At 68.6% G+C, this 24,130-nt stretch carries 23 protein-coding genes and 1 pseudogene; 6 read left to right on the top strand and 18 right to left on the bottom strand.

All coding sequences use genetic code 11. From position 1 onward, the window contains the following. The 13 genes and pseudogenes from HY68_RS37220 to HY68_RS37165 form a co-directional block, all read right to left on the bottom strand. On the bottom strand, window positions 1–821 hold an 821-nt coding region (locus HY68_RS37220; RefSeq protein ID WP_042001530.1), incomplete at its 3' end, for a PLP-dependent cysteine synthase family protein. Between the two features lie 149 nt (window positions 822–970). After that, complete coding sequence (locus tag HY68_RS37215) at window positions 971–1,396, bottom strand: hypothetical protein (protein ID WP_042001527.1); 426 nt, start codon at window positions 1,394–1,396, stop codon at window positions 971–973. Between the two features lie 115 nt (window positions 1,397–1,511). Next, window positions 1,512–2,528: a cation diffusion facilitator family transporter gene (locus HY68_RS37210; RefSeq protein WP_042001524.1), complete on the bottom strand. Its 1,017-nt coding sequence runs from the start codon at window positions 2,526–2,528 to the stop codon at window positions 1,512–1,514. Between the two features lie 149 nt (window positions 2,529–2,677). Then, window positions 2,678–3,589 (bottom strand): C40 family peptidase, encoded by a 912-nt coding sequence (locus HY68_RS37205; protein ID WP_241778914.1) that lies wholly within the window; start codon window positions 3,587–3,589, stop codon window positions 2,678–2,680. Window positions 3,590–3,868: 279 nt separating this feature from the next. Continuing rightward, window positions 3,869–4,768 carry a M56 family metallopeptidase gene (locus HY68_RS37200; RefSeq protein ID WP_042001517.1) on the bottom strand — a complete coding sequence of 300 codons (900 nt, stop codon included), beginning with the start codon at window positions 4,766–4,768 and terminating at the stop codon, window positions 3,869–3,871. Next, complete coding sequence (locus HY68_RS37195) at window positions 4,765–5,133, bottom strand: BlaI/MecI/CopY family transcriptional regulator (protein WP_042001543.1); 369 nt, start codon at window positions 5,131–5,133, stop codon at window positions 4,765–4,767. Before HY68_RS37195 ends, HY68_RS37200 begins: the two co-directional genes overlap by 4 nt. An 89-nt stretch (window positions 5,134–5,222) precedes the next feature. Beyond that, a complete protein-coding gene (locus HY68_RS45950; RefSeq protein WP_241778913.1) occupies window positions 5,223–5,660 on the bottom strand; it encodes a VOC family protein in 438 nt (145 codons plus the stop codon). 418 nt (window positions 5,661–6,078) lie between these two features. Then, entirely contained in the window at window positions 6,079–6,975 is an 897-nt protein-coding gene (locus HY68_RS37185) for a hypothetical protein (protein WP_042001511.1), read from the bottom strand. 163 nt (window positions 6,976–7,138) lie between these two features. Further along, window positions 7,139–7,633 carry a hypothetical protein gene (locus HY68_RS43210; RefSeq protein WP_206742991.1) on the bottom strand — a complete coding sequence of 165 codons (495 nt, stop codon included), beginning with the start codon at window positions 7,631–7,633 and terminating at the stop codon, window positions 7,139–7,141. 78 nt (window positions 7,634–7,711) lie between these two features. Beyond that, window positions 7,712–7,888, bottom strand: a pseudogene (locus HY68_RS37180) (VOC family protein); the annotation flags it as partial. A 76-nt stretch (window positions 7,889–7,964) separates the two neighbouring features. Then, window positions 7,965–9,149, bottom strand: coding sequence for a zinc-dependent alcohol dehydrogenase (locus tag HY68_RS37175; RefSeq protein WP_042001508.1), 1,185 nt, complete (start codon window positions 9,147–9,149; stop codon window positions 7,965–7,967). Window positions 9,150–9,248: 99 nt separating this feature from the next. Beyond that, entirely contained in the window at window positions 9,249–9,704 is a 456-nt protein-coding gene (locus HY68_RS37170; RefSeq protein WP_042001505.1) for an SRPBCC family protein, read from the bottom strand. 256 nt (window positions 9,705–9,960) lie between these two features. Then, window positions 9,961–11,055 (bottom strand): glutamate--cysteine ligase, encoded by a 1,095-nt coding sequence (locus HY68_RS37165; protein ID WP_042001502.1) that lies wholly within the window; start codon window positions 11,053–11,055, stop codon window positions 9,961–9,963. A 303-nt stretch (window positions 11,056–11,358) separates the two neighbouring features. Between HY68_RS37165 and HY68_RS37160 the strand changes: the two genes are divergently transcribed. The 5 genes from HY68_RS37160 to HY68_RS37140 all read left to right on the top strand — a co-directional run bounded on the left by HY68_RS37160 (window position 11,359) and on the right by HY68_RS37140 (window position 15,721). Further along, window positions 11,359–12,249: an SDR family oxidoreductase gene (locus HY68_RS37160; RefSeq protein WP_042001499.1), complete on the top strand. Its 891-nt coding sequence runs from the start codon at window positions 11,359–11,361 to the stop codon at window positions 12,247–12,249. Window positions 12,250–12,313: 64 nt separating this feature from the next. Beyond that, a complete protein-coding gene (locus HY68_RS37155) occupies window positions 12,314–12,886 on the top strand; it encodes a DNA starvation/stationary phase protection protein (protein ID WP_042001494.1) in 573 nt (190 codons plus the stop codon). Between the two features lie 276 nt (window positions 12,887–13,162). Beyond that, window positions 13,163–13,423, top strand: a complete 261-nt coding sequence (locus HY68_RS37150; RefSeq protein WP_042001491.1) for a DUF5133 domain-containing protein — start codon at window positions 13,163–13,165, stop codon at window positions 13,421–13,423. 256 nt (window positions 13,424–13,679) lie between these two features. After that, entirely contained in the window at window positions 13,680–14,687 is a 1,008-nt protein-coding gene (locus HY68_RS37145; protein ID WP_042001487.1) for an SDR family NAD(P)-dependent oxidoreductase, read from the top strand. Between the two features lie 227 nt (window positions 14,688–14,914). Continuing rightward, window positions 14,915–15,721 (top strand): SigB/SigF/SigG family RNA polymerase sigma factor, encoded by an 807-nt coding sequence (locus HY68_RS37140; RefSeq protein WP_241778915.1) that lies wholly within the window; start codon window positions 14,915–14,917, stop codon window positions 15,719–15,721. On the opposite strand, the gene HY68_RS37135 is transcribed toward HY68_RS37140, so the two are convergent. From HY68_RS37135 to HY68_RS37125, 4 genes are all read right to left on the bottom strand, one after another. Continuing rightward, a complete protein-coding gene (locus HY68_RS37135) occupies window positions 15,662–17,188 on the bottom strand; it encodes an amidase (protein WP_078864167.1) in 1,527 nt (508 codons plus the stop codon). The two genes, HY68_RS37140 and HY68_RS37135, sit on opposite strands and share 60 nt — an antisense overlap. 147 nt (window positions 17,189–17,335) lie before the next feature. Continuing rightward, window positions 17,336–17,467: a hypothetical protein gene (locus HY68_RS46155; RefSeq protein ID WP_277816796.1), complete on the bottom strand. Its 132-nt coding sequence runs from the start codon at window positions 17,465–17,467 to the stop codon at window positions 17,336–17,338. Window positions 17,468–17,663: 196 nt separating this feature from the next. Then, window positions 17,664–20,363, bottom strand: a complete 2,700-nt coding sequence (locus HY68_RS37130) for a LuxR family transcriptional regulator (RefSeq protein WP_042001481.1) — start codon at window positions 20,361–20,363, stop codon at window positions 17,664–17,666. Window positions 20,364–20,452: 89 nt separating this feature from the next. Next, the gene (locus tag HY68_RS37125; RefSeq protein ID WP_042001478.1) at window positions 20,453–21,418 is read right to left on the bottom strand and encodes an SDR family NAD(P)-dependent oxidoreductase; all 966 of its coding nucleotides are present in this window, start codon (window positions 21,416–21,418) and stop codon (window positions 20,453–20,455) included. Window positions 21,419–21,648: 230 nt separating this feature from the next. Between HY68_RS37125 and HY68_RS37120 the strand changes: the two genes are divergently transcribed. After that, window positions 21,649–22,515 (top strand): GNAT family N-acetyltransferase, encoded by an 867-nt coding sequence (locus tag HY68_RS37120; protein WP_042001466.1) that lies wholly within the window; start codon window positions 21,649–21,651, stop codon window positions 22,513–22,515. Between the two features lie 346 nt (window positions 22,516–22,861). Here the strand turns inward: HY68_RS37120 and HY68_RS37115 are convergent, their stop codons facing one another. Beyond that, the gene (locus tag HY68_RS37115) at window positions 22,862–24,130 is read right to left on the bottom strand and encodes an MFS transporter (RefSeq protein ID WP_042001458.1); all 1,269 of its coding nucleotides are present in this window, start codon (window positions 24,128–24,130) and stop codon (window positions 22,862–22,864) included.

The following is a 24,130-nucleotide window of genomic DNA, read 5'->3' as shown; positions in this document are numbered from 1 at the left end:
CCGCCGGTGGCGAACTGGCGGGCGGCCAGTCGGCGTGCTGACCAGACAGCTTCGGCCGGCGCGACCCAGTGGACTTCGCTGAATGCCGTGTAGTCGACGTTACGCGGGTAGATCGAGGAGCCGAGTCCGCGCATGAGCCGGGTGCGGGCGGGCTGGCCGAAGATGGTCGAGCCGATGGTGTCGACGCCCACCAGCCGTACGCCGGGGATGCGTTGGCGCACTCCGCGGGTGATGCCTGCGGAGTGTCCGCCGGTGCCGACCGCGCACACCAGGATGTCGATGTGCTCCAGCTGGTCGGTGAGCTCGCCGGCAAGGCCCTCGTACGCGGCTACGTTGTCGGGGTTGTGGTATTGGTCCGGCGACCACGCGCCTGGCAGAGCGGCAAGGATTTCGGTGACCTTCTGGCGGCGTGCTTCTTGCCATCCGCCTTCGGGGTGAGGGTGGTCCACGATGTAGAGCGTGGCACCGTGGGCGGTAAGCATCCGCTCCATGATCGGTTCCATGCCGGGGTCGGTGACCAGGTGTACGGGGTGGCCGTGCAGGACCCCGGCGAGTGCCAGGCCGAGTCCAAGGGTGCCGGAGGTGGATTCCACGATCGGGGCGCCAGGGCGCAGATCACCGCGTTCGCGGGCCTTGGCGACCATGTGGAGCGCGGCGCGGTCCTTGATGCCTCCGGGGTTGAACCCTTCCAGTTTGGCCCAGAAGCCGCCGGGCGCGGTCGCGAGGGGCTCGTCCACCCACAGCACGGGGGTGTTGCCGACAGCTTCCAGCACACTGCCCGGAGGTGTCTTCGGCATTTTGGGCAGGGACAGTTCAGTCATGAGCGGGTTTCTTTCGTGCGTGGGGGCACGATGGCGGCGCTGCGGTCGTCCGTGACGAGGCGTGCGGCATCGTCCCCGAGGCGAAGAGGGGTGCTGTCAGGCACTGGCGACGGCGGCGCTGCGCTGCCGTTCGCCTGTACCTGGCCTCTTCATCTACGGGACACGCACAGCCGGTTCAGGACGTCTCGTGCCGGCCCATCCGGGGGCCCGCGACGGCGTACCGCGGAGCACATCGCGCTCGGGGCCATCGCGGCGGAGGCATCGACCAACGCCGCAGGTAGTTCATGCGGGTGACGCTTTTCCCGCACCTGCGTCGCGACATGCTGCTCGCTGACGGGCACGCAGTGATCGCGATCCCCGCCCTGACAGCCGACAGTCGTTTCTGAGGTGAACTGCTCGCCGGGCGCTCGCTGTTGCGGTGTGGCAGGCGCGGTCACAAGGGCGGTCACTGCCTGTTGGTCGATTGTCATGCCGACCAGGCGATGATGACCGCCGCTGTCGCATGCGCCGAGCAGCAGCGCGGCCAGCGCCGCCACCATCAAGGCGACGACGAAGCTGTCCCGCTCCTTGCTCACCCACCACGATCGACTCCGCACAGTGACGGTTACGCTACCTTGCGCACACGGCTGCGGTGTCCGTGAGCCCTCCGAACGAGTGAGGGAGAACCGGCCACACTATGTGTCCGGCGGATCAGTGCTCATGCAAGCCGGGTCGGTGGACAGGCCCATGGGCATCGTCGCAGTGCGTGTCCGTCTCGGTCTCTTCCCGGCCGCTGATGCGCAGAAGCCCCTGGAACTCGCTGCCGACGTGATCGACCTGCAACGTGGTGTGGGTGATGCCTGGGCCGGTCGCCAGCAGCTGTTCCAGGTCCCGGCGTACTGCGTGGCAATCCTCGGACGCCTCCACCAGTACATGGGCGGACAAAGCACTCTGTCCGGATGTGATCGTCCAGATGTGCAGATCGTGAACCTCGACCACGCCCTTCTGCGCAACGAGCAGATCACCGAGGACGTCCGGGTCGATGCCTGCCGGGGCGGCTTCCAGGAAGATCCGCCCCGAATCGCGCACCAGGCCGTAGCCGGCCTTGAGCATCAGCGCGACCACCAGCAACGAGGCGATGGCATCCGCACGGCCGAAACCGGTGAACAGCACCACGGCGCCGGCAATGGCAGTGGCGATGAATCCGAACAGGTCCGTCAGGATGTGCTGGTAGGCGCCTTCGACATTCAGTGAGGTCCGATTGGCTCGCGAAATCGCCCAGGTCGCGACCAGATTGACCGCCACTCCTACCAGCGCCGTGGCCAGGACGAGACCACCGGTCACGCTGGGTGGGGCGATCAGCCGGTGGATCGCCTCGTAGGCCAGCCATACCGACAACAGCAACAGTGTCAATCCGTTGGCCTGGGCGGACAGAATTTCCACCCGCTTCAAGCCGAAGGTGTAGGAGCCCTTGGCGGGGCGGGCGGCGAGCCGCATCGCGACCAGCGCAAGCACGATCGAGGCGACATCGGTGAGCATGTGAGCCGCGTCGGAGATCAACGCCAGCGAATTGGCCAGTACCCCGATGACCACCTCGGCCGACATGAACACCGCGATCAGCACCAGCGCGAGCGTCAGCCATCGGCGGTCCGCGTCGGCGGACACCCCGTGAGCGTGGCCTCCGTGCCCGTCGTCGTGCTCCTGGTCGTGATCGTGCTTCTTGGCCATGACGGTGGTCCTCCCCGGGGTCCGAGACGGGCCCACGTCCGAAAGTGAAGCGCAGATCGGGCGAAGATCCAAAGGCTGCATTGAAGACCGTTGTCGTTCCCGCCAACGCACACCGGGCGCGGGATGACGACCCCCGTCTCGGGCAGAGGTCAGGGCCGTGACGCCGCATAGAACGGCATCGAGTCCAGACTCGTGATCTCGATGTTCTTGCCGGTCCGTGGAGCGTGGATCGCTTTGCCGTTTCCGACGTACAGGCCGTTGTGCTGGCTGCTGTTGTACCAGTAGATGATGTCGCCGGGCTGGAGATCAGCCCGCGACACCTTCCTGCCGACCGAGTACTGCTGCTGCACGGTACGCGGCAGTGAGACGCCCACGGACCGCCAGGAGGCACCCGTCAGGCCGGAGCAGTCAAAGGAGTTGGGACCGGTCGATCCCCACTCGTAGGGCTTGCCCAGCTGCGCGTACGCGAACTCCAGTGCCGCCTTCGCCCTGCCGCTGGCCGGGCCGTTGTAGGTCGCCGCGCTGTCGCTGGTGCCGGAGGCGGCGTCGTCACGGGCCTCGGCCGCCCGTATCCGGGACCGTTCCTGGGCTGTCAGGCTGTTGAGAAGCTGACGGGCCCGACTGAGCTTGTCCCGCACTTCCTTCTTCTTGGCAGCAGCCTGGCTGCGCAGGATCTGCAACTCCTCCAGGCGATCGGTGACCGTCGCGCGTTCTTGGGCCAGTTCCCTCTGCATCTTCTGCATCGCACGCATGGATCCCGCCTGCCGGTCGCCGGTCCGGCCGAGTACCTCGGCCCGCTCCAGGTACGTCTCCGGATCGCCGGACAGGAAAAGCTGTACGGAAGGGTCGAGGCCGCCGCTTCGGTACTGGGCTGCCGCCAAGGGACCGATTTCCGCTCGGAGCTCGTTGATCTCCTCCTGCTTACGGGCCAGCTTGTCCCGCGCGCTGTCTGCCTTGCCCTGGAGCGTCTTCTGCTGCGCGCGCACGCTGTTGTACTCCTCCGTCGGGGCCTCGGCCTCTTCGTAGAGTTTCTCCACCTGCTTGCGTACTTCGTCAGCCATTGGTTTCGGTGCTGCCTGCCCCTGGGTCGACAGGAGACTCACCGCACCGGCGGCAAGGCCGACGGAGGCAATCCGCGTCCGGCTGATCGGCTTCGGCCGACGATGCGTTCCCATTTCGCGGTGACTCCTCAAGACAACTGGCCGACGCGGACCAGGACATGGTCGACAAGGGCGTCAACACGAGATCGCCCGTAACAACTTAGTAGCTTAGTAGTTGGTCTCGCAACAGCCGCACACCGGCGAGGGATCAGCTCCCATCAGAACGGGTTGGGCAGCCAGTCAGCCGATTCCTGTACAGGACAGCACCAGCGGTACCAGCGGAGCGGCTGCCGCCGCGGAGACAAGACCTGCCCGCAGGAGCGGATGTGGTGCCGCTTGCGGGCTCAGGATCCGACGCATACGGATCACGGCGGTCGGGCCGGAGGCGGCCAGCGACCCGACGGGCGTCCTTGCCGCCGCCAGTTCCACGACGGCGCTCGCCAGCACATGGCGCGGATACGTACGCAGGGCACGATCGTCCGCAGCCATCTCCAGGAGCAGCGCCGTCTGCTGGGATGCGTTGCGGGCCAGTGAGAGCCCCCGGAAGACGAGGCGGAAGGCGTCTGCGACTGCCAGCACCAGATGGTGACGTCCTGCGATGTGCGCCCTCTCGTGCTCCAGAACGGCGCCGAGCTGCGCCGGCCGCAGGCAGGCGAGTGCCGCGTCGGAGATGACGATCCGCGGCCGCCGGCCCGGCAGGCAGTAGGCGGCGGGAACGGCATAGGGCAGGACAGTGACTCCGAGTTCCGGCACGCACCGCCCGACCAGGTCGAGCGCCCTGCGATGCCGCGCCCGCGCCCTGCTGGAGGCCGTCAACCGACCTCCTGCGCCGGCAAGGAGCGCGATCAGCACCACGGCCGGCCACGCCACGGCGAACCGGTCCGATCCGGCAGATATCGAATCACCGTGCACACCGCAGGTGCGCAGGAGGTCGACCATGACGATGTGCAGGTGCTGCGACGGCATCGCCAGGCCGTAGCCCGCCAGCATGACCGCGAGGGAGAAGGACAAGGTCATCGCCTGCCACACCACGGCTCCCAGCAGGGGGGCCCGCTGGGGCCACCGGCTTCTCTTCACGATCCCAGGACCGATGAACCCGATAGCCGTCGCGTAGGCGAACAGCACGAGTGTCGCGCTCACGCGTCAGCCTGCGTGCCCATACTGCTCAGCGCCTCACGCAGAGCGGCCACCTCGTCGGGAGACATAGCCTCAACGAATTGCAGCAGCGCAGCCGGACGGTCCTTGCTCACGCCCAGGCCGTCCTCCATCAGCGCCGCCGCATAGGCCTCACGACTGCGGACCGGCATGTACAGCCAGGCGCGTCCTTCTTTGGACCGCCGCAACCATCCCTTGCTGTGCAGGATGTTGGTAACGGTCATGACGGTCGTATACGCGATGGGGCGCAGCTTGTTGATGTCGTCACAAATCTCACGCACAGTCGCAAGCCGGTTCCACGCCCACAAGCGGTCCATGATCTCCGCTTCGAGATCCCCCAACCGCCGCATGATGGCCTGCTCCTTCCGCTGCCCATAACCCTGGCCATGATAGACGCGCTCTCCCACCACCCTTCCCGTCCCGAAGGCTCAAGCGGGGCTCACGCGACGAAGACGCAGAAGGGGTGTCCCGCGGGGTCCGCGTAGACGCGGAAGGGCTCGTCGGGTCCCTGCTTGTTGTCGGAGAGCAGGCGTCCACCCAGGTCCAGCACACGCTGGTGCTGTGCCTTGAGGTCCTCGATCGACAACACGCTCAAGTCGACGTGCAGTTGCTGCGGCACCGGGCCTTCGGGCCACGTCGGCCGCGTCAGTTGGTCGACGTATTGGAAGGCCAGTCGCGGTGCGCCGTCCTCGGTGCGCAAGACCAGCCAGTCCTGTCCTCGTTCGTCGGGCGCTCCCGCCTCGGGTGGCTCGTCGCCGGGCCCGTAGGTCAGGCCGAGCAGCGAGCGGTAGAACTCCGCGAGTCCTCGGGGGTCGGTGCTGTCGAGCACCACCTGGCACAGTTTCAGCGAGCCTTTTTCGGCTACCAATGTGATCACCTCTGTCGCTAGTGTGCCCGGTGGGCCGAGGGGAAACAGAAACGCCACTATCGGGTGTACGGCAATTGCATGGACCGTCTCCGATTCCCGCCTCCAAGCCCGCACCAGCCACCCTTCACCACCGCCTTGCGGGAAGGGACTCAGACCGTGGGGGGCGGGTAGGCGGCGACCATGGACATGAAGCACCTGCTCGTGATCACACCTGGCATACGTGCATATCGCGAATACCTGTTGGCTCCTGATATGCCGAGTCATACGCACAGCGTCCTGGTGGAGGAGTACGCCCGGGGCCCGAGATTGCAGGCACGTCGACGGTCGGGAGACCGGCCAGGAAGCGCTCGGGGTGTCGAGCATCCGAAGCGGACTGAACCCGCGCCGTATGCCCGAACCCGGAGCACGGAGCCACAGAATTATGGGCTCAGGCCGATGTCCCCTTCTGCTGTGCGGCCTTGGCCGTGATGTCCACGGTGTCCTTGGCCGCCGGGGCGGTCACCTTCACGTCGGTGCCGAAGTCGCTGAATTTCACCGTGGTGACGACCTTCGTCGATGCGTTCGTCGCCGGGCTCGAACTCTGACTGCCCGAGGGTGTGGCGGTCACCGAGACCTTCTCCTGACGCATCCGGCCCTCGTCGTCCAGCCAGATGTCGAGCGGCAGCGAGTCGCCGAGCTGCTGCTTCAGTTTCTGCACGTCAGCGGCGCTCTGTCCCTTTGCCAACTGAGCGACGTCGACCGAGACCTTGTAGTGGGTGGTCTTCGCCCCGTCGATCGTCTCGTTCCCCGCTTTGGTGACGTCCTTGTCGTTGATGCCCTTGACGTAGGAGAACGACTGGGCGGGGTCGCTGTACTGCGAACTCCCGCCGGACTGCCGCGCCAGCTTCTCCAGGTCGATCTTTATCCATGACTTGCCCTGCGGCAGTTGGCTGCGCTGCTGGGTCGGTGGCTGCTGGTAGATGACCCCGTTCAGGGTGCGCTGCTGGAGCTTCTGGTTCTCGGCGGTCAGGGTCAGATCACTGCTGCCGTTCGACAGGTCGATGACGCCGGAGCCGTGCGCGGTGGCCTGCTGGTCCGCTCCCTGGACCTGGGTGTCGATGGTCATTTTGGCGGTCTTCGCATCGGCGGTCTTCTGATAGGCGGCACGCACCGCCTGAGTGCCTTGCTCGGAGGCTGCGGGCGAGGGCTTGGAGGCCGCTGTCGCACCGCCGGCCTTCTTCGCCGGCTTCCCGCCGTCATCACCGCATCCGGCCAGAGCGCCCGTCAGCAGTAAGCCGCCCGCCAGCATCGTCGCCGTGTGTCGTCGTACCCGAACTCGCCTCATCGCGTCCCCTTTGAGCAGTCATGCAATAGGCCGACATGTCTGAGGAGCCGAGTGCCCTCGAAGATCCGCCTCACACCGTTGCCTCACGATCAGAGCGCATATGTCGCGTTCAACGAGATGGGGCAAGGCGCTGGTTCTGGCGGCCTCGGGGCCGACGACAGGCTCACCCCGCGAAGCATCCGAAATCTTCGTTGTCACGACTCCGGTAATGCTTCAGTGAATCTTCCTCTCCGCTATCGAAGACCACACGCCCTGCTGCAAGTTGCTCAGGCCGAAAGGTAACGAAGCCAGATACCAGTTCGTCAGACGTCATATTGGTTTCGAGGGCATACGTGACCCCGGGGCGGAGCCGGGTAGTCAGAGGGAGAAGCGTGGTGAAACCTTCTGGCGTTTCACCGATGGAGATGCGCTTCAAGAGGTTGTCCTGAGTGGCTTTAATGTGCCAAAGCAGCTCACCAGGGTCATCCGCGGTGCTCTCGTTCGCCCACTCGTAGAGACCTACCTCGGCGACTCCGTCGTGCTTGGCACGAGGGCAGTCACGCCATCCGATCACCGGTTTGGAGACCTCACCACCGACGAAGAGCGGGGTGTACTTGGCTCCGCAGCCACTCAGCAGCAGCACAAGTCCCAGAACCATCGCCGCTCTCCCCCAACTCATGCGGGGAGTTTACGCATTCGAGCGCCGACGGGGTCCTGGTCGACGTCTCAAGCGGGCCAGGCCGGTGCTTCGGCGGAATCACCCACAAGCCCTCTGGTGCGTGTCAGCTGCTCGGTGCGTGCTGAGGTCGACGACGCAGAAGACATTGCCGTCCGGATCCGCGAGGACGACGAAGTCCGCGTGAGGCGGGTATTGGTCCCAGTCGACCCTCTTCGCACCGAGCGCCACAATCCGCTGGACTTCGGCTTCCTGCTCCGGAGTTGCGCACGTCGAGGTACAGGCGCGTCAGCAGCTTCCCGAGCAGCCTGTCCAGAGCCGTCGACCACACGTGCTACGGGGTGAAGAGCACCTTCACCGCCCCGTCCTGCTTCTGCTGGAACATCTTGTACGCCTCCGGGGCCTGGCTCAGTGGCAACCTGTGCGTCGCGAAATCATCCACGCCCAGGGGATCCGCGTCCGTGAGCAGGGGAAGGATGTCGTCCACCCACCGCCATACGTTGGCCTGGCCCATACGGAGCTGGATCTGCTTGTCGAACATGGTCAGCAGGGGCAGCGGGTCGGCCGCTCCTCCGTAGACGCCGGAGAGGGAGATGGTGCCCCCGCGGCGGACCAGGTCGATGGCCAGGTACAGGGCGGAGAGGCGGTCCACGCCGGCGCGCTGCATCAGCTTGGCGGCGAACGCGTCGGGCAGCAGCGAGGTCAACTGCTGCATGCCCTTGGCGATCGGAGCGCCGTGCGCCTCCATCCCGACGGCGTCGATGACGGAGTCGGGTCCGCGCCCGCCGGTGAGGTCCCGTACAACATCGGTGATCTTGTCGCCGTGCTCGTTGAGGTCGAGCGTGTGGACACCACGGGCCTGCGCCCGCCGAAGCCGCTCCGGTACCAGGTCGATGCCGATGACCTTCTCCGCGCCGCGGTGCAGGGCGATGCGGGTACTCATGTCTCCGATCGGCCCCAGCCCCAGGACGGCGACCGTGCCGCCCGGCGGCACCGCCGCGTACTCCACCGCCTGCCAGGCGGTCGGCAGGACGTCGGACAGGTAGACGAAACGGTCGTCCGACGGGCCCGGAGGTACGGCGATGGGCAGCGTGTTCCCGAAGGGGACGCGCAGGTACTCGGCCTGACCGCCGGGGACCTGCCCGTAGAGCTTGGTGTAGCCGAAGAGGGATGCACCGGTCCCGTGCTCATGGACCTGTGTCGTCTCGCACTGGGACTGCAGCCCCTGTTCGCACATGAAGCACGTGCCGCACGAGACGTTGAAGGGCACCACCACACGGTCGCCCACCCGCACCGCCGTGACCTCCGCGCCGACTTCTTGGACGATCCCCATGGGTTCGTGCCCCAGGATGTCGCCGGCGTCGAGGAACGGGCCGAAGACTTCGTACAGATGCAGATCGGAGCCGCACAGACCGGTGGTCGTCACCTTGATGATCACGTCTGTCGGGTCCTGGATGACGGGGTCCGGAACCGTCTCCACCCGTACATCGCCCTTGCCCTGCCAGGTCAGTGCCCGCATCGTGCCTCCGTCGTCAGGTGGTCTCGTGGTCATTCGAACTCGGCCCGGTGCTTGCGGAAGCGCTCCGCCCCGGCTTGAGGACTTTCGCGAGCGTCGGAATCAGATCGCCGCGGATCGACGCCGTGGACTGTGCTCGACCACATCGGCCAGTCGGCCGAGCATGCTGCGGTGACGCGCCTGGATCAGCGCGTCGACCGCGGCGTTGTGCAGGAACCCGCCCGGTCCGCGCAGCGGGTGTTCGTCGAGGATGACCAAGGTGTGCTCGCCCCAGGGCCGTATGTCGAGGGCGATCCGCGCGGTGCCGAGCCGTCCGCTGTCGGCTTCCAGCTCCAGCACGCCGGGCGCTTCGCACCGCCGGACGGTCGTGTTGCCTGACAACGACCACCGGCCCAGCCGCACGGTGTACGCGATGGTGGAACCGACCTGGGGCCACACGCCCGTGTCCGGTCGAGTGTCGGACGTACCGACCACCCAGTCGCCGTAGCGCGTGCCGTCGGCAAGCACCGCCCAGACATCCCCGGGCGGTCGTTCGATCAATCGGTGCCGCACAGCCATGGATCCTCCAGCCGACTGGGATTCACTCGTGGTCGTTCCTGGTGCCCAGCCCGTCGCGGCGCATCCCCTGCCACCCACACTCGCAGCAGTCGGGACGCTCGCCCCGCAACACACCCAGCCGGGTTCGCGGCCCGGCGGAAAGCCACCCGTACGCCCTCCCGCACCGGATGCGCGGCCCCGAGCCGCCCATGACGAGGCCGGAGGGGGCCTGTGCCCGACACGGGGGGGCAGCACTTCGCGCTGGACGCGCGGCGCGTCACACGGCGGTTGTCGAGCGAGTGATCAGCGCCAGGACGCCAGGAAGACCGTCCTGGACGTAGGCACGTCGTTGCTGGTCCGCCGGGGTTCCCTGGTCGAGGAGCCGGTGGACGAGCGATTCGACCTCCCGCTGATCGCCGGCCGTGTCCAGCGCGGGGCCGGCGTGGTCCAGGAGATGGTGCACGACGTCGGCGGCATCCCGGCGTTTGCCTTCGGGATCGATGAGGGAGGCGCTCATCCCGTGGCGTGCCGCGTGCCAGGTCGCCGCGTGCTGCAATTCCGTCGGGTACTCGGGGATCGGCTGGTCCGCCTTCGTCTCCTCGATCGCCGTGGCGACCAAGGCGCGCACGATCCCGGCGAACATGACCGCGTCGTCCGCCCGCAGCTGGACGTCGGGACACCGCACCTCGACCGTGGGGTAGCGGTCCGAGAGCCGCGCGTGCCAGTAGACCTGTCCCCTGTCGCTGATGGCACCGGAGCTGACCAGCTTGGTGATGCGCCGCTCGTGCTCGTCCTCGTCGGTGAAATGAGGAGGCGGGCCGCTGACCGGCCAGCGGCCGAAGAGGACCGTGCGCCAGCTGGCGAAGCCGGTGTCCTCGCCGTCCCAGAACGGCGAGTTGGCCGACATCGCCACCAGCGTGGGAAGCCAGGGCCGCAACCGGTTGAGTACCTGTACCCCGGTTGCCCGGTCGGGCACCGCCGCGTGCACATGCATGCCGTTGATCAGTTGCTCGGCCACCAGCCGGGGAGCCTGGGAGGCGATTCCGCGGTACCGCGGTTCCGGCGTCACAGGCACCGGTGCGGCTTCCCTCAGCGGGGACGCTCCGCACGCCGCGAGCCGACAGCCCAGCTCCTCGGCCGCCGTGCCCACCGCGTGCCGCAGTCGCAGGAGGTGCCCGCCGACCTCTTCGAGCTCCATGCACACGGGTGTGGCGATCTCGACCTGAGCCTGCAGCAACTCCGCCTGCACCTCGTCGGCGTCGGCGGCCGTGCTCAGGCCCGCTGCTTTCCGTACCTGCTGCCCCAGCGGCACGGGCAGACAGGTCTCCGGATCGATCAGCAGATATTCTTCCTCGACACCTACGGTGATCATGCATGCCTCCGATGCCGTCGATGCCGTACAGGGATCCGGCGCTTGTCCTGTGACGGGTCCACGGTGGCCGCGGTCTCACCGCACTGCCGCCGTGCCCGTTCGTGTGCCGCCCTGTGTACCCGGCGAGATGGCACTCATGCGCGCGCCGGTCGTGCGTCTAGTAGCGAACTTCTGATCCCCACCCGCACACCCGGGCCACGTGCCGGGGCGGAATACCGCGGGATCGCAATTCCTGGTTTATCCGCCCGTTTCCGGGAACCCATGACTGTCCAGGACCGACGTCCAAGACCGAGGAGAGGCGCCATGGCGGAGAACGGGCAGGGCCGAGACGATCCGGTGGACAAGCATCCGCAGCCGGAGTTTCCCCAGCAGGATCAGCGGCACCCGGGGTGGAGCGGCCCCATGGATCCACCGCCGGACCATGGCGAAGAGTCCTACGCGGGGCACGGGACGCTGAAGGGTCTCAAGGCGGTGGTCACGGGCGGTGACTCGGGCATCGGCCGCGCCGTGGCTCTGGCGTACGCCCGGGAGGGCGCCGACGTCCTGATCACCTACCTGCCGGAGGAACTCGACGAGGCCCGTGAGACCACCCGCCTGGTCGAGGAAGCCGGGCGCAGGGCGGTGGCGGTGGAGTGTGACATCCGTGAGGAGAGTGCCTGCCGGGCACTTATCGAACGGGCGGTCGGCGAGTTCGGCCGGATCGACATCCTCGTGAACAATGCCGCGTACCAGATGTCCCAGCCCGACGGCATCGGCGCCATTTCCACCGAACAGTTCGACCGCGTCATGCGCACCAACCTGTACGGGATGTTCTGGCTCTCGAAGATGGCGCTGCCTCACATTCCGCGAGGTGGCTGCATCATCAACTCGTCGTCGGTTCAGGCGTACAAGCCCAGCCCGCATCTGTTGGACTATGCGATGACCAAGGGCGCCATCGTCACCTTCACCCAGGGGCTGGCACAGATGGTCGCCGAGGACGGAATCCGGGTCAACGCGGTGGCCCCCGGCCCGGTCTGGACCCCTCTCATCCCCGCGACCATGCCGGACACCACCTCCTTCGGCAAGCAGGCACCGCTGGGCCGCCCGGCCCAGCCGGCGGAAATGGCACCGGCCTATGTCTTCCTCGCGTCGCCCCAGGCCAGCTACATCACAGCGGAGATCCTGAACGCGACTGGCGGAACGCCCCTTCCCTAGCGCGTGCCTGAAGATTCCCGCGAAATTCCTACCAAGCACCAACGAGAATGGATGACGAACCACCATGGCCGCTTCAGCACCGAAGTACACCGTTCCAGGAATGTCGATCAAGGAGGGCGGCGACGTCATCCAACTGCTTCACCTGCGTTTGCACGCCCTGAACGACCTGGCCCTCACGCTCAAGCACATCCACTGGAACGTGGTCGGTCCGCACTTCATCGCGGTACACGAAATGCTCGACCTGCAGGTCGAAGCAGTCCGCGCCATGGTCGACGAGACGGCGGAGCGCATCTCCACCCTGGGCGGATCACCCCACGGGACCCCGGGCGCCCTCGTGAAGGAGCGGACCTGGGACGACTACGCGGTGGGCCGGGCCGGCGCCATCGAGCACCTCGGAGCGCTCGACCTCGTGTACACCGGCGTCATCGCCGAGCACCGCAGCACGGCGGAGGCCACCGACGAACCTGACCCGGTGACGCAAGACATGCTCATCGGTCAGCTGCGACAGCTCGAACTGTTCCAGTGGTTCGTGCGCGCCCACCTGGAGACCGCCGGCGGCGCACTCAGCACCGCCGGTGCATCCACTGAGCGCAAGGCAGCGACTCAGGCGGGAAAGAAGGCCAGCCGAAAGCGCTGACCAACCGTGGTCCTCACGATCACACAGGACGGCCGGTGCCGCTGCCGGTGCCGGCCATCCTGAACGGCGGGGAGAGACCTCTGGTGACGGGACGTCGTTCGCCGGGTAAGTGACGCCGAACACACCCGGGTGTAGCCCGGGTTGCATCGGGTAAGCGCCGGAACACCACATCACGCAATGACGCGCGAAGCGACCACGACCGAGCAGCAGCGAGCGACGGGCTGGTTCACCGTCCCGCCGCCGCACGCCGGTCTTAGTGAACGTGAGGAACGTGCCGTGCTGACTCCCCACCCTCAGGACCTCCGAGTGGCCCTGGCCCGCTACGCCGATGCCCGCATCGAAGACGACCGTCACCCCACCGAGGCCACCGCCCGGGCGGTGGACGACGCCACGTACACCCTGTGCGTCATGACGGGCACCAGGAACATCCCGCAAGCTCTGAGCACCGCCGACGCCCTGCTCAGCCGGCACACCACCGTCTTCCCTTCCCGCACCGATACGGCGCCCTCCCAGAGCAATGATCTGCAGGCCGCCTGAGGGGAGCGCCTGACGGGAGCAGGGCCTCGGGCCTTGTCCCGAGAGTTCTGTTCGCGCTGGTCATGGCTGAGGGGCCGTCGTACTGCGACGGTCCCTCAGCCACGACCGCCGCAGTTCGTCGGTCCGGGGCAGGCGCGACGGGGGGCGGGTGGTGGACGCAGCGGAGGACAACATCGCCGGCGGTCACCGCGCGGTACGCATGACGGGACGGCAGGGTGGAACTCGGGAACGTATTACCCGACGAGAGAGGTGCCGCATGGCCCCCACCACCCGTGACCCGCGTGCTTCCCACCGCCTGACCGGGCTGTCGGCCGTCGTCACCGGCGGCTCGCGCGGCCTGGGCCTGCTGCTCGCCCGGCAGCTCGCCGGGCGAGGGTGCACCGTGACCCTCACCGCCCGCGACGCCGACGACGCCGACGAACTGGAACGCGCCGCCGTCCGGCTCCGGGAGGAGACCGGCGCCACCATCCATGTGGCCGTCTGCGACGTCCGGGAACGCTCCACCGTCCGCGAACTCATGCGTGCCACCCACGCCCGCGACGGCCTCGACATCGTGATCGCCAACGCGGGGGTCATTCAGGTCGCCCCGGTCGAGGCGATCGCGGCCGAGGAGTTCGAGGCCGCCATGGGCACGATGTTCGAGGGCACGCTGCACACGGCCCTGGAAGCGCTGCCCTACCTGCGCGAAAGCCATGGCAGGCTCGCCCTCATCGGCTCGGTGGGTGGTCTCCTCGGGGTGCCTCACCTGCTGCCGTACTCCTGCGCGAAAGCCGCTGTCGGCGCCCTGGCGGAGGGCCTGCATGCCGAGACGGCGGCCGCAGGCGTGAGCGTGACGGCGGTTCACCCGGGGCTCATGCGGACCGGTTCGCACCGGCAGGCCGAGTTCGGCGGTGACACCGCGGCGGAGTTCGGCTGGTTCAGTGCCTTGTCCGGAACCCCGCTGCTGTCCATGGACGCCGATCGCGCGGCCCGCAAGATCGTGGACTCGGTGGCCCGTCGCCGCGCCCGTCTCGTCCTCACCCCCGCCGCCAAGGCCGCCCAACTCGCCCACGGTGTCGCGCCCGGGCTCACCACCCGCCTCACCGGGCTCACCGCGCGGCTGCTGCCTTCCGCCGACGGGGAAGGACCGCTACGTCAGGGCCACGAAGCCGGCCTTCCGCGAGGCCCGATGGCCCGGCGACTGCGTGCCTGGGGCAGCGCCCTCAACGACCGGGCCGTCCACCACGCCAACCAGCGACGGCCTGGGCCCCGTACCAGCTCCTGAGGAACTCAGCCGCACCGGCGGTCGGCTGTACCGCGTCCCGCTCGGATCCCCGAACATGCGCGCCAGAACGCAAGGCTAAATAGTTTCCATGCAGCATGTGTTGGTGGTTCAATGCCGGGAACCCGCGGTTCGACTCTGTCTGCCGCCGAAGGGAGCCATCCATGCCGACCCCGGTCGCCGCCACCGCGACGAACACTCCGTCCACCGGCGAAAGGCCCACGGAGCGAATGGCAGGGCTGCCGAGGATCACGGACACCGGCGCGGTCTCCCCCGCCGACGCACGGACTTTGTCGAAGCTGTTCTTCGAGCGGCTGCGGGTTCTGGAAGAGGGCACCCCTGAATACGCCTACGCCCGCAACACGCTCATCGAGATGAACATGTCCCTGGTCCACTTCGCGGCACGGCGGTTCAACCGCCCCTGGGAGCAGGAAGACGTCATCCAGTCCGGGATGATCGGGCTGATCAAGGCGATCGACCGGTTCGACCTGAGCCGCGAGACCGAATTCACGAGCTTCGCGATCCCCTACATCGCGGGCGAGATCAAACGCTTCTTCCGCGACACCACCTGGAGCGTGCACGTCCCGCGCCGGCTCCAGGAACTACGCATCGAACTGGCGCAAGCGCGCGACGTCCTGGAGAGCCGGCTGGGGCGCGAACCCACGGTGACGGAACTCGCAGCTCGCCTGGGCAGGCCCGAGGACGAGATCATCGAGGGCCTCGTCGCCGCCAACGGCTACAGCTCCGACTCCCTGGACCTGCCGTCCGACAAGAACGACACGCACCGTGCGGGCACCCTCGCCGACCTCGTCGGCGAGAGGGACCAGGACATGGAACTCGTGGAGAACCTCATCTCACTCGCCCCCATGATGACCGGTCTGGACGAGCGCCAGAAGCAGATCCTGAGCATGCGCTTCGGCCAGGACATGACCCAGGCCCAGATCGGCCAACAGCTCGGCTACTCCCAGATGCACATCTCACGCATCCTCAACGACACCCTCGCCAAGCTCCGCAAAGGGCTGCTCGTCGAGCAGTGACAACCGTCCGTCGCCCAGCTTCGGCGCCTGGAAGCCGCCGATCCTCTGCTCAAGCAATTCGGCCAGCCGCAGCGGGGTGCGGTCCTCGAACATCGGGCCGATGAGCTGTACTCCCACCGGCAGACCCTCGGGCGACCGTCCCGTTGGTACGGCGGTGGCCGGCAGTCCGGGCATCGTGGCCAGACCGGCCCAGACGAGCTGGTCGAAGTACGGATACTCGACGCCGTCGACGTCGATCCGACGTCTCATCAGATCGGGGTCGTGGTCGTGCGGGAACGCGGGAGTGGGCGTGATGGGACACACCACGGCGTCGAACTCGGCGAAGAACTGCCGCCAGCCGTGGCGGTGGAGCTCGCGAAGGCTGTTCGTCTCGATCCAGTCGCGATGGCTGAACACCATGCCGCGCAGCCGCGTCGCGTCGAGGCTCTGGTCCTCTGGGTTCAGTTCGGCGGCGCGGGCCTGCAACTGCTCGTACGCTTCGACGGGGAAACGTGCGACGGAGCCCGAGAACAGGAACTTCGTGTAGAGCAGCGCGGCTTCGGTCAGATCGGGCAGCAGCGGACTGTGCCGCTCGACGCGGGCACCGCCGTCGAGCAGCGCGTCGGCCACCCGGCCCACGCCCGCCCGCACGGCGGATCCGGTCGGCATGAGCGGATGCTCGTCGAGGACCAGGACCCGGAAGTCGCGGAGCCGTTCGTGGCGCGCGGGCGGCAGTGTCAGGTGGTACGACACACCGAGTGTCAGAGGGTCCGGTCCGGCCATGACGTCGAGCAGGAGCGTGAGGTCGCGAGCGGTGCGCGCCATCGGGCCGACGACGGCGAGGTCGTGCTCGACGGGCAGGGCAGGCCCCGGCGGCGGGACCATGCCGCGGATCGCCGCCAGCCCGAGTGTCGGCTTGTGCGCGTAAATGCCGCAGAAGTGCGCCGGGGTACGCAACGAACCGGCGAGGTCGGAGCCGATGGACAGCGCGCCGAATCCGGACGCCAGGGCCGCCGCGGAGCCGCCCGAGGAGCCGCCGGACGTACGACGGTGGTCCCACGGGTTGTTGGTGGTGCCGTAGATCTCGTTGAAGGTCTGCACGTCCTGCAGCCCCACGGGCACATTGGTCTTGCCGAGCACCACAGCGCCCGCGCTCTTGAGCCGCGACACCTGCACCGCGTCCTCGGCCGGCACGAAGTTCCGGTGCTGTGGCATACCCCAGGTCGTGGGCAGCCCCGCGATGTCGTACGACTCCTTGACCGTCACCGGGATGCCCAGCAGGGGCCGGTCCTCACCGCGGGCAAGCGCCCGGTCGGCATCGCGCGCGGCGGCCCGTGTGCGGTCGAAGTCCGGCACACAGATCGAGTTGAGCGCATCGTCGTCCCGTTCGATACGGGCGATCGTTTCGTCGGTCAGTTCCGCCGAGGTCACATCACCGGCACGCAAGGCGGCCGCGAGTTGGTCGGCTGTCGCAAAGTTCCACTCCATGAATCCGACCGTAGGGGCCTGTCGGAGAGGGCACGAAATGCCGCTTCGCACAACGGGGTCGATGCTCCGTGCACGGCGTGCCGGAGTCCGGCACCGCTCGGCGGTGCCGGACTCCGGGGTTGCAGCAGGTGACGATGCGTCAGCGGATCATTTGGTGCCCACCACCATGGACGCCGACCCGGCCAGGGGCTCGACACGCGTGTCCCGGAAGCCCGCCTCGGCCAGCCAGGCGCACCCCTCGGCGCCGGTGTAGTCCGAGCCGTTCGGGGTTACGAGCAACGAGCCTCGCGGTACGGGTATGCGGACGTTCCGAGACCGCGTCGTCCGCTCATCGAGCCGCGCCGCCTCCGCTCCGCCCCGCACCGCTGACGTCCATCGTGCCGACAGGCATGGTGCTGTCGCGTCGGCGAGAACTACGTACGCCGTGTTGTCGCGGTGATCCCGGTCGCGGGTGGTACCGGGGGCGTGCTGTCCGTCAGGCGCCGAGGTCGGGCTGATCCCTCAGCTGCCTGCGGGAGTTGATGCCGAGCTTGCGGAAGATGTTGCGCAGGTGGGCGTCTATGGTGCGCGGGCTGAGGAACAGCCGGGCCGCGACCTCGTTGGACGTCGCGCCCGTGGCGACCAGCCTCGCGATGTACGCCTCCTGGGAGGTGAGTTGATCGTAGGCGCCGCCCGACCGGTTGCGGACCTTCTCGCCGGTGGCGCGCAGTTCGTCGGCGGCACGCCGGGCGAACGCTTCGAGACCCGCTTCGGAGAGCAGTTCGTGCGCGGTGCGCAGATGCTGTCGGCAGTCGCGTCTGCGGCCCTCGCGTCGCAGCCACTCCCCGTACAGAAGATGGGCTCTGGCCCGGTACGGCAGCAACGGGCTCTTCTCCAGGTGCTCTACGGCTTCCCGGAAGTGGTCCTCGACGCCGGTCACCAGTCCTCGTGCGTATGCCGCGATGCCCAGACCCGATGCCGTTCCGCCGGCTTCGGTGCGTTCGGTCAGCGATTCCAGAGCTGTGGCGGCGGCCTCGTGCTCGCCGCACCGTACGGCCGCCTCCACCAGCTCGGGCAGGCAGACGCCGGCGATGAAAAGGTCGTCGTGGCCCACGGCTTGTCGCGCCGCGGTCAGTGCGGCCGGGTAGTCGGCCAAGCCGTTGTGCAGGAGGGCCGCCGCCCAGTGCACGTTGGCGATCAGTTGCCCCGAACCCTGCGCTGTCGCCGCCGCCGTGGCCGTGCCGAACAGCTCCAACGCCTCTTGCCGGCGGCCGCGCATCGCCGCGAGTTGCAGGCGGTGATACACGATCGGAGGTCCGCCGACCGCGTCGGCTATCGCCTCCTCCTCGGCGACCGCCGCCGCCGCTTGCCCCAGATCTCCGGTCAGAGCGGCGTAGGACGTCGCCTGGGCGAGTCCGAGTCGCAGCACGAAGGGCGAACCCGACTCCCTGCCGGTCTTCATCAGCCAGTCGACGATCGCTCCGTGGGCGTGGTCGTCCCAGAGTTCGCCCGCGAGCAGGACGGCGAGGGCGGGCCGGCGCGTCCACAGCGGGCCGTCACTGCCGTCGTCGCCGTGGAGGACCTTCCGTATCAGGGGAACGGCGGCCCGGTGTCCGTCCTCCTCCAGCCGGACCAGCGCGTCGAGTACGTCCGGCGGGCGCTGTGCGGGCGCGGCCCACCGCGCCGCCGCCAGGACCTTGTCCGTCACACCGCCGGGGCGGCCCACCACCAGGGCCATTTCGAGGGCTTCCAGGACACACTCGCGTGCCCGTACCGGATCCAGGTCCGCGAGCCGCCGCGCCGCGCGCAGCATGAACATGGGCCCGTCGCCGTCGTTGTGCCGCGCGAACGCGATCTGGCCCCGCAGCAGGTCCACTTCGGCCTGCTGGAGCTCGTCGGGCGCCGCGCTCTCCACTGTCGTGACAAGGTCGGCCGCGGTGTCGGTGTCACCGGAATCGAGGGTGGCCCGCACTGCCGCCAGCGTCCGGTCGATCCGTACGGCGGCGTCCAACGACACCGCGGCGGCCCGTTCGAGGAAGGCAGCCGCGGCCACCACACCGCCGCGCGAACGGGCGCGTGACGCGGAGCGCTCCAGCTCGGCGGCGAGGTTGTCATCGGGACCGGCGACAGCCAGTGCGCGGTGCCAGGCCCGCCGGTCGGGATCGGTGACCGGGTCGGTGACGTCGGCCAGCACACGGTGCGCCGCGCGGCGCTGGGCGACTTCCGCCGCGCGGTAGACGGCCGACCGGGCCAGCGGATGGCAGAACCGGACGCGGGTGGAGAACTCGATCAGTCCGGTGGCGGTCGCGGCCGAACTGGTCGTGGCCACATCCAGGTCGAGCCGGCGCGCTGCGGGCCAGAGCAGGCCGGGATCGCCGGTCGGATCGGCGCTCGCGACGGTCAGCAACAGCCTCGCCGCGTCGGGGAGATCGGTGAGCCTGACCTGGAAGCCGCGCTCCAGGCGGGTCGGCAGCGACGTGGTGTCCGGTGGGGCGAACCCGCCGGCCCTGGGCAGTTCGAGCAGCGCCAACGGGTTTCCGCGCGCCTCGGCGATGATCCGCTGGCGTACCTGCTCGTCCAGCGTCATATGGCTGCGCGCGGCAAGCAGCTTCCGTGCGTCGGCGTCGCTCAGACCGTTGACGAACAGGCCGGGCAGCTCGTCGAGTTGTCCCACGTCGCAGGGCAGCCGGACGGCGAACATCATGGCCACCGGTTCGGAGGTGATGCGCCGGGCGAGGAAGGTCAGTGCCTTCAAGGAGGCCGTGTCCAGCCATTGCGCGTCGTCGACCACGCACAGCAACGGGCGCTCACGGGCCTCGGACGCCAGCAGCTCCAGGGCCGCCAGACCGACACGGAACACGTCGGGGGTGCCCGCACCCGATCCGAAAGCGGCCTGGAGACTGTCGCGGTGCGGGGCGGCCAGTGCGTCGAGATGCCCCAGCATCGGCACGCACAGCTGGTGCAGGGCGGCGAACGGCAGTTCCGTCTCGTACTGCGACCCGGACGCCCGCACCGTCCGGAACCCTGAGGCGGTCCGCCGGGCGTGATCCAGCAGAGCGCTCTTGCCGATGCCCGCCTCACCACGCAGGACCAGCACACCACCCTGGCCCGAGCGCGCGGCACGAGTGAGCTCGTTGACCTGCCGGACCTCGTCCTGCCTGCCGATAAGGGGAGCGGAAAAGCGGACCGACGTCATTCCACATAGGTTAGACGGCGCGAGTGGCCTGCTCGACACCTTGGGGCCGGTGGCAGAGCAAAGGGCGATGACGGCCAGTCGTCACGGGTTCATCGCGACGCCTCGGCAATCGCTTCGGTCGCGTAGTCCCAGAGGCGGGCCGCCGCCTGGGGGTCGAGGGCGTGCGGGGCGACACCGCCAAGTGCTTCGTCCGCGCCCTCGACCGGGCGTGCCTCCTGGTTGTCCTCGAAGTAGCGGCCGGTCACACCGGCGAGGAGCGGAGACCCGGCCAGCAGTACGGACGTCGCGGCGCCCTGGGCAGGCTCCTTGTAGTACGGCTGCGGAATGATGTTGCCTTCGTCGTCGATGGCACCCATCGCCCGCATGGTGTCGTCGTCGATGTGCCGCTGGAGATTCGTGCTGATCCAGCCGGGGTTGAGCGCATTGGCGGTAATGCCGTCGGCAGCCCACCGCTCGGCACCCACCGCGAAGAGTACGTCCGCGGTCTTGGACTGGCCGTAGGCAGTCCAGCGGTCGTACGGGCGTCGCTCGAACTGCGGGTCGTCGAAGTCGAATGCGGCGGACAGGTGCGCACCGGAGCTGACGATCACGATGCGGGCCGATCCCGCCGCGCGCATCGCGCCGTGCAAGGCGTCGGCCAGCGCGAAATGGCCCAGGTAATTGGTCGCGAGCTGCAACTCCCAGCCCTGCGCGGTGAGTAGGCGCTCCGGGACGGCCATGATGCCGGCGTTGGCGACGAGGATGTCGAGGGGCCCCTGCCAGCTGCGCGTGAACTCGCCGACCGACGAGAGGTCGGCCAGGTCCAGTGCGGCGAGGTGAACCTGTCCGGAGCCAGGGCCTGTTGCAAGGTCCCGGACGACCTGCTCGGCCGACTTCGGGTTGCGAGTGGCGATGGTTACCTCGGCGCCCGCGGTGGCCAGGGCCCGGACGGTCTCAAGTCCGATGCCGGAAGCTCCGCCCGTGACGACGGCACGTCGTCCGGTGAGATCGACACCGTCAATGACTTCTGCGGCCGTGGCATGGGAGTGGAAGGGGGTGGTCAGGCGGTCGTGCATGGTGAGCCTCTTCGTATGGTGCGGGGCGGGGGACACTCACGAAAGCTACTGGTCCGCTATGGGATGATCCATACCGGATCATCCAGAAAACTTGCTAGATCGTCCACACGGGCCGGGTGCTCCTGGGGCACTGCGGCTTCGCGGTGCACACCTTCAAGCGCCGACCGTTTCCAGCGTCCGGTCCGGTTAATCGGTTGCGGGCCTTCAGGAGGGGGTGTCTGATCCCGGCTATGACGATTGTGCTGGGCACGCCGACTGTCGACGGGGTACGCGAGGCCATGGCCGCGCTGCGGGAGTGGCAGTACGACGAAGCGCCGATGCAGTTGCATTCCGGCGACATCGGCTGGAACTACCGGTTCGGAACGGCCGAGACGGCCTCGGCGGTCCGGACCTGGAGTCGGGACGGGCGGATTCTCGCGGTCGGGATGCTCGACTCACCGACGCTGGTGCGGATGACGGTCGCTCCGGACGCTTTCCAGGACGAGGGCTTGGCGCGGCGGCTCGTCCAGGACTTCTCGCTGCCTGGGCGCGGCGTGCTCCCGGAGGGAACGGTGTCCGTCGAGGCCCCGCTGGGCCTGCTGCTCCACGACCTGCTGAGTGAGGAGGGCTGGGGCGTCGACGAGCCGTGGACACCGCTCTTCCGTGATCTCACCGAGCCGGTGGAGGACCCCGGCGTGCGGATCAAGTCGATCGGCCCGGAGCAGGCACAGGACTTCGCCGACGTCCTGCGGTCGGCGTTCAACACCTCGCGGCCCACGCGCGAGTACTGGCACGCGATGTCGGCGGGACCGTTCCGGGCCGACGCCCGCTGCTTGGGCACCTACGACGACCAGGGCAGCGTGGCGGCGGTGGTGACGGTGTGGTCGGCCGGCCCGGGGAAGCCGGGGCTGGTCGAGCCGATGGGCGTCCACGAAGACCACCGTGGTCGCGGCTACGGCCGGGCGATCACCGTGGCAGGCGCGGCCGCGCTGCGGGAGATGGGCTCGTCGAGCGTGCGTGTGTGCACGTCGAGTTCCAATGTCGGCGGCGTCGCCACGTACAAGGCGGCCGGGTTCGAGGTGCGGCCGGAGGTGCGGGACCGGATCCGGACGGCCTGACGTCGGGGGTGCTCGGCAAGGCGGCCGTCCGGGCCGTAGATCGTCCGGCAGGTGCGGGTTTCGCGCTTTCTCGCCCACGGTCTCGGGTTACGTTCGTACGCTCCGGCGCATGGTGGACCCCGAGATGCGTGGGCGGATACCACGCGGCCTCCTCGCCCCCTGGGCAACGCTGCCGCAGCGCCGGCCCGTTCGAAGAACACCTACCGAAGAACACCTGCCTCGTGGCCCGGTTCCGGCGCCTGACGTCGGTCACCGGGGCGAGTTTCGCGCGCTCGTCACCGTCTGGCACCCGGTCCTCGGCGCCGACCTTTTCAGCAACCGCATCTCACCCGGCGCTGAACTCGCCCTACACCACGGGCAGGTCGGCGCGGCGGAGGGCGTCCTCGTCCGTCCGGGCGTCGTAACTCAGGAGCTTGGGCAGGACGGTGGCGAGTGCTCCTACCGTGGCGACGCAGGCAAGGCCGCCGGTCCAGATCGCCGGGCGGGCGCCGGTCCAGCCCGCCATCGCTCCGGCGCGGACCTGTCCGAGCTGGGGGCCGACGCTGTACGAGAGGACCTCGATGCCGGCGAGCCGGCCGCGGAGCCTGTCGGGGATGGTCTGGTTCCAGATGGTCGAGCGGCCCAGCCCGCTCAGCATGTCCCCCGCTCCGGCCAAGCCGAGGCACACGAGTACCAGCCAGATGTTCGATGTCCAGCCGGCCGCCGCCATGGCCAGTCCCCAGCCCGCGGCGCCGAAGACCACCAGCAGGCCGTGGCGGCGTGTCCGGGACACCCAGCCGCTGGTCAGGCTGACGAGGAGGGAGCCGACAGAGCCCGCCGCGTACATCAGGCCGAGCGACCAGTCGGCGTCGAGCTCGTCGGCGAGGAAGGGGAAAATCGTGTTCGGGAAGGCGAGGAACATCGCGGCCAGGTCGATGGCGTACGTGCCGAGCAGCACGGGCCTGGACCAGGCGTACCGGGCCCCTTCGGCGATGCCACGCAATGACGGCCTGGCCGCGTGCTCGACAGGTGGCACGGCCGAGAGGCGACGGCACATCAGGACCGACACGGCGAAGCCGACCACGGTGGTGGCGTAGGCGGGAACGTTGCCCGCGTACGCCACGACCAGCCCCGCCGCCGCCGGTCCGCCGATGGCCCCGATCTGCCAGCGCAGGGCGTTCAGCGCGGCCGCCGCCGCGAGTTGGTCGTGCGGGACGATCCGGGCCAGCAGCGAGTCCATGGCGGGCCGTTGGAGTCCGGCGAGCGCGGCCACGCCTGCCGCCACCACGTACAGCGGCCACAACATCGGGTGCGGCAGCATCGCGTTGACCAGCAGGACGACCGCGAGCAGTCCAAGGCCCGTCTCGGTCAGGATGATGACCTTGCGCCGGTCCACCGCGTCGGCGAGGGCGCCGCCGTACAGGCCGAACACCACCAGCGGTACGAGTTCCACGGCGCCCATCGCGCCGACGGCCAGGGGTGATCCGGTCAGGTCCTTGATCTGGAGCGGCAACGCGATCAGCGCCATCACGCTGCCCAGGTAGGTGATCAGGCCCTGCACCCACAGGAGCCGGAAGTCCCGGGAGGTGCGCCAGGGCGAGAGGTCGGGCAGCAGGGCGGCGAGTCTCGACGTCAT

It is taken from the genome of Streptomyces sp. AcH 505 (assembly GCF_000818175.1).
GTDB lineage: Bacteria > Actinomycetota > Actinomycetes > Streptomycetales > Streptomycetaceae > Streptomyces.
This window is presented reverse-complemented; position numbering and strand designations above follow the sequence as displayed.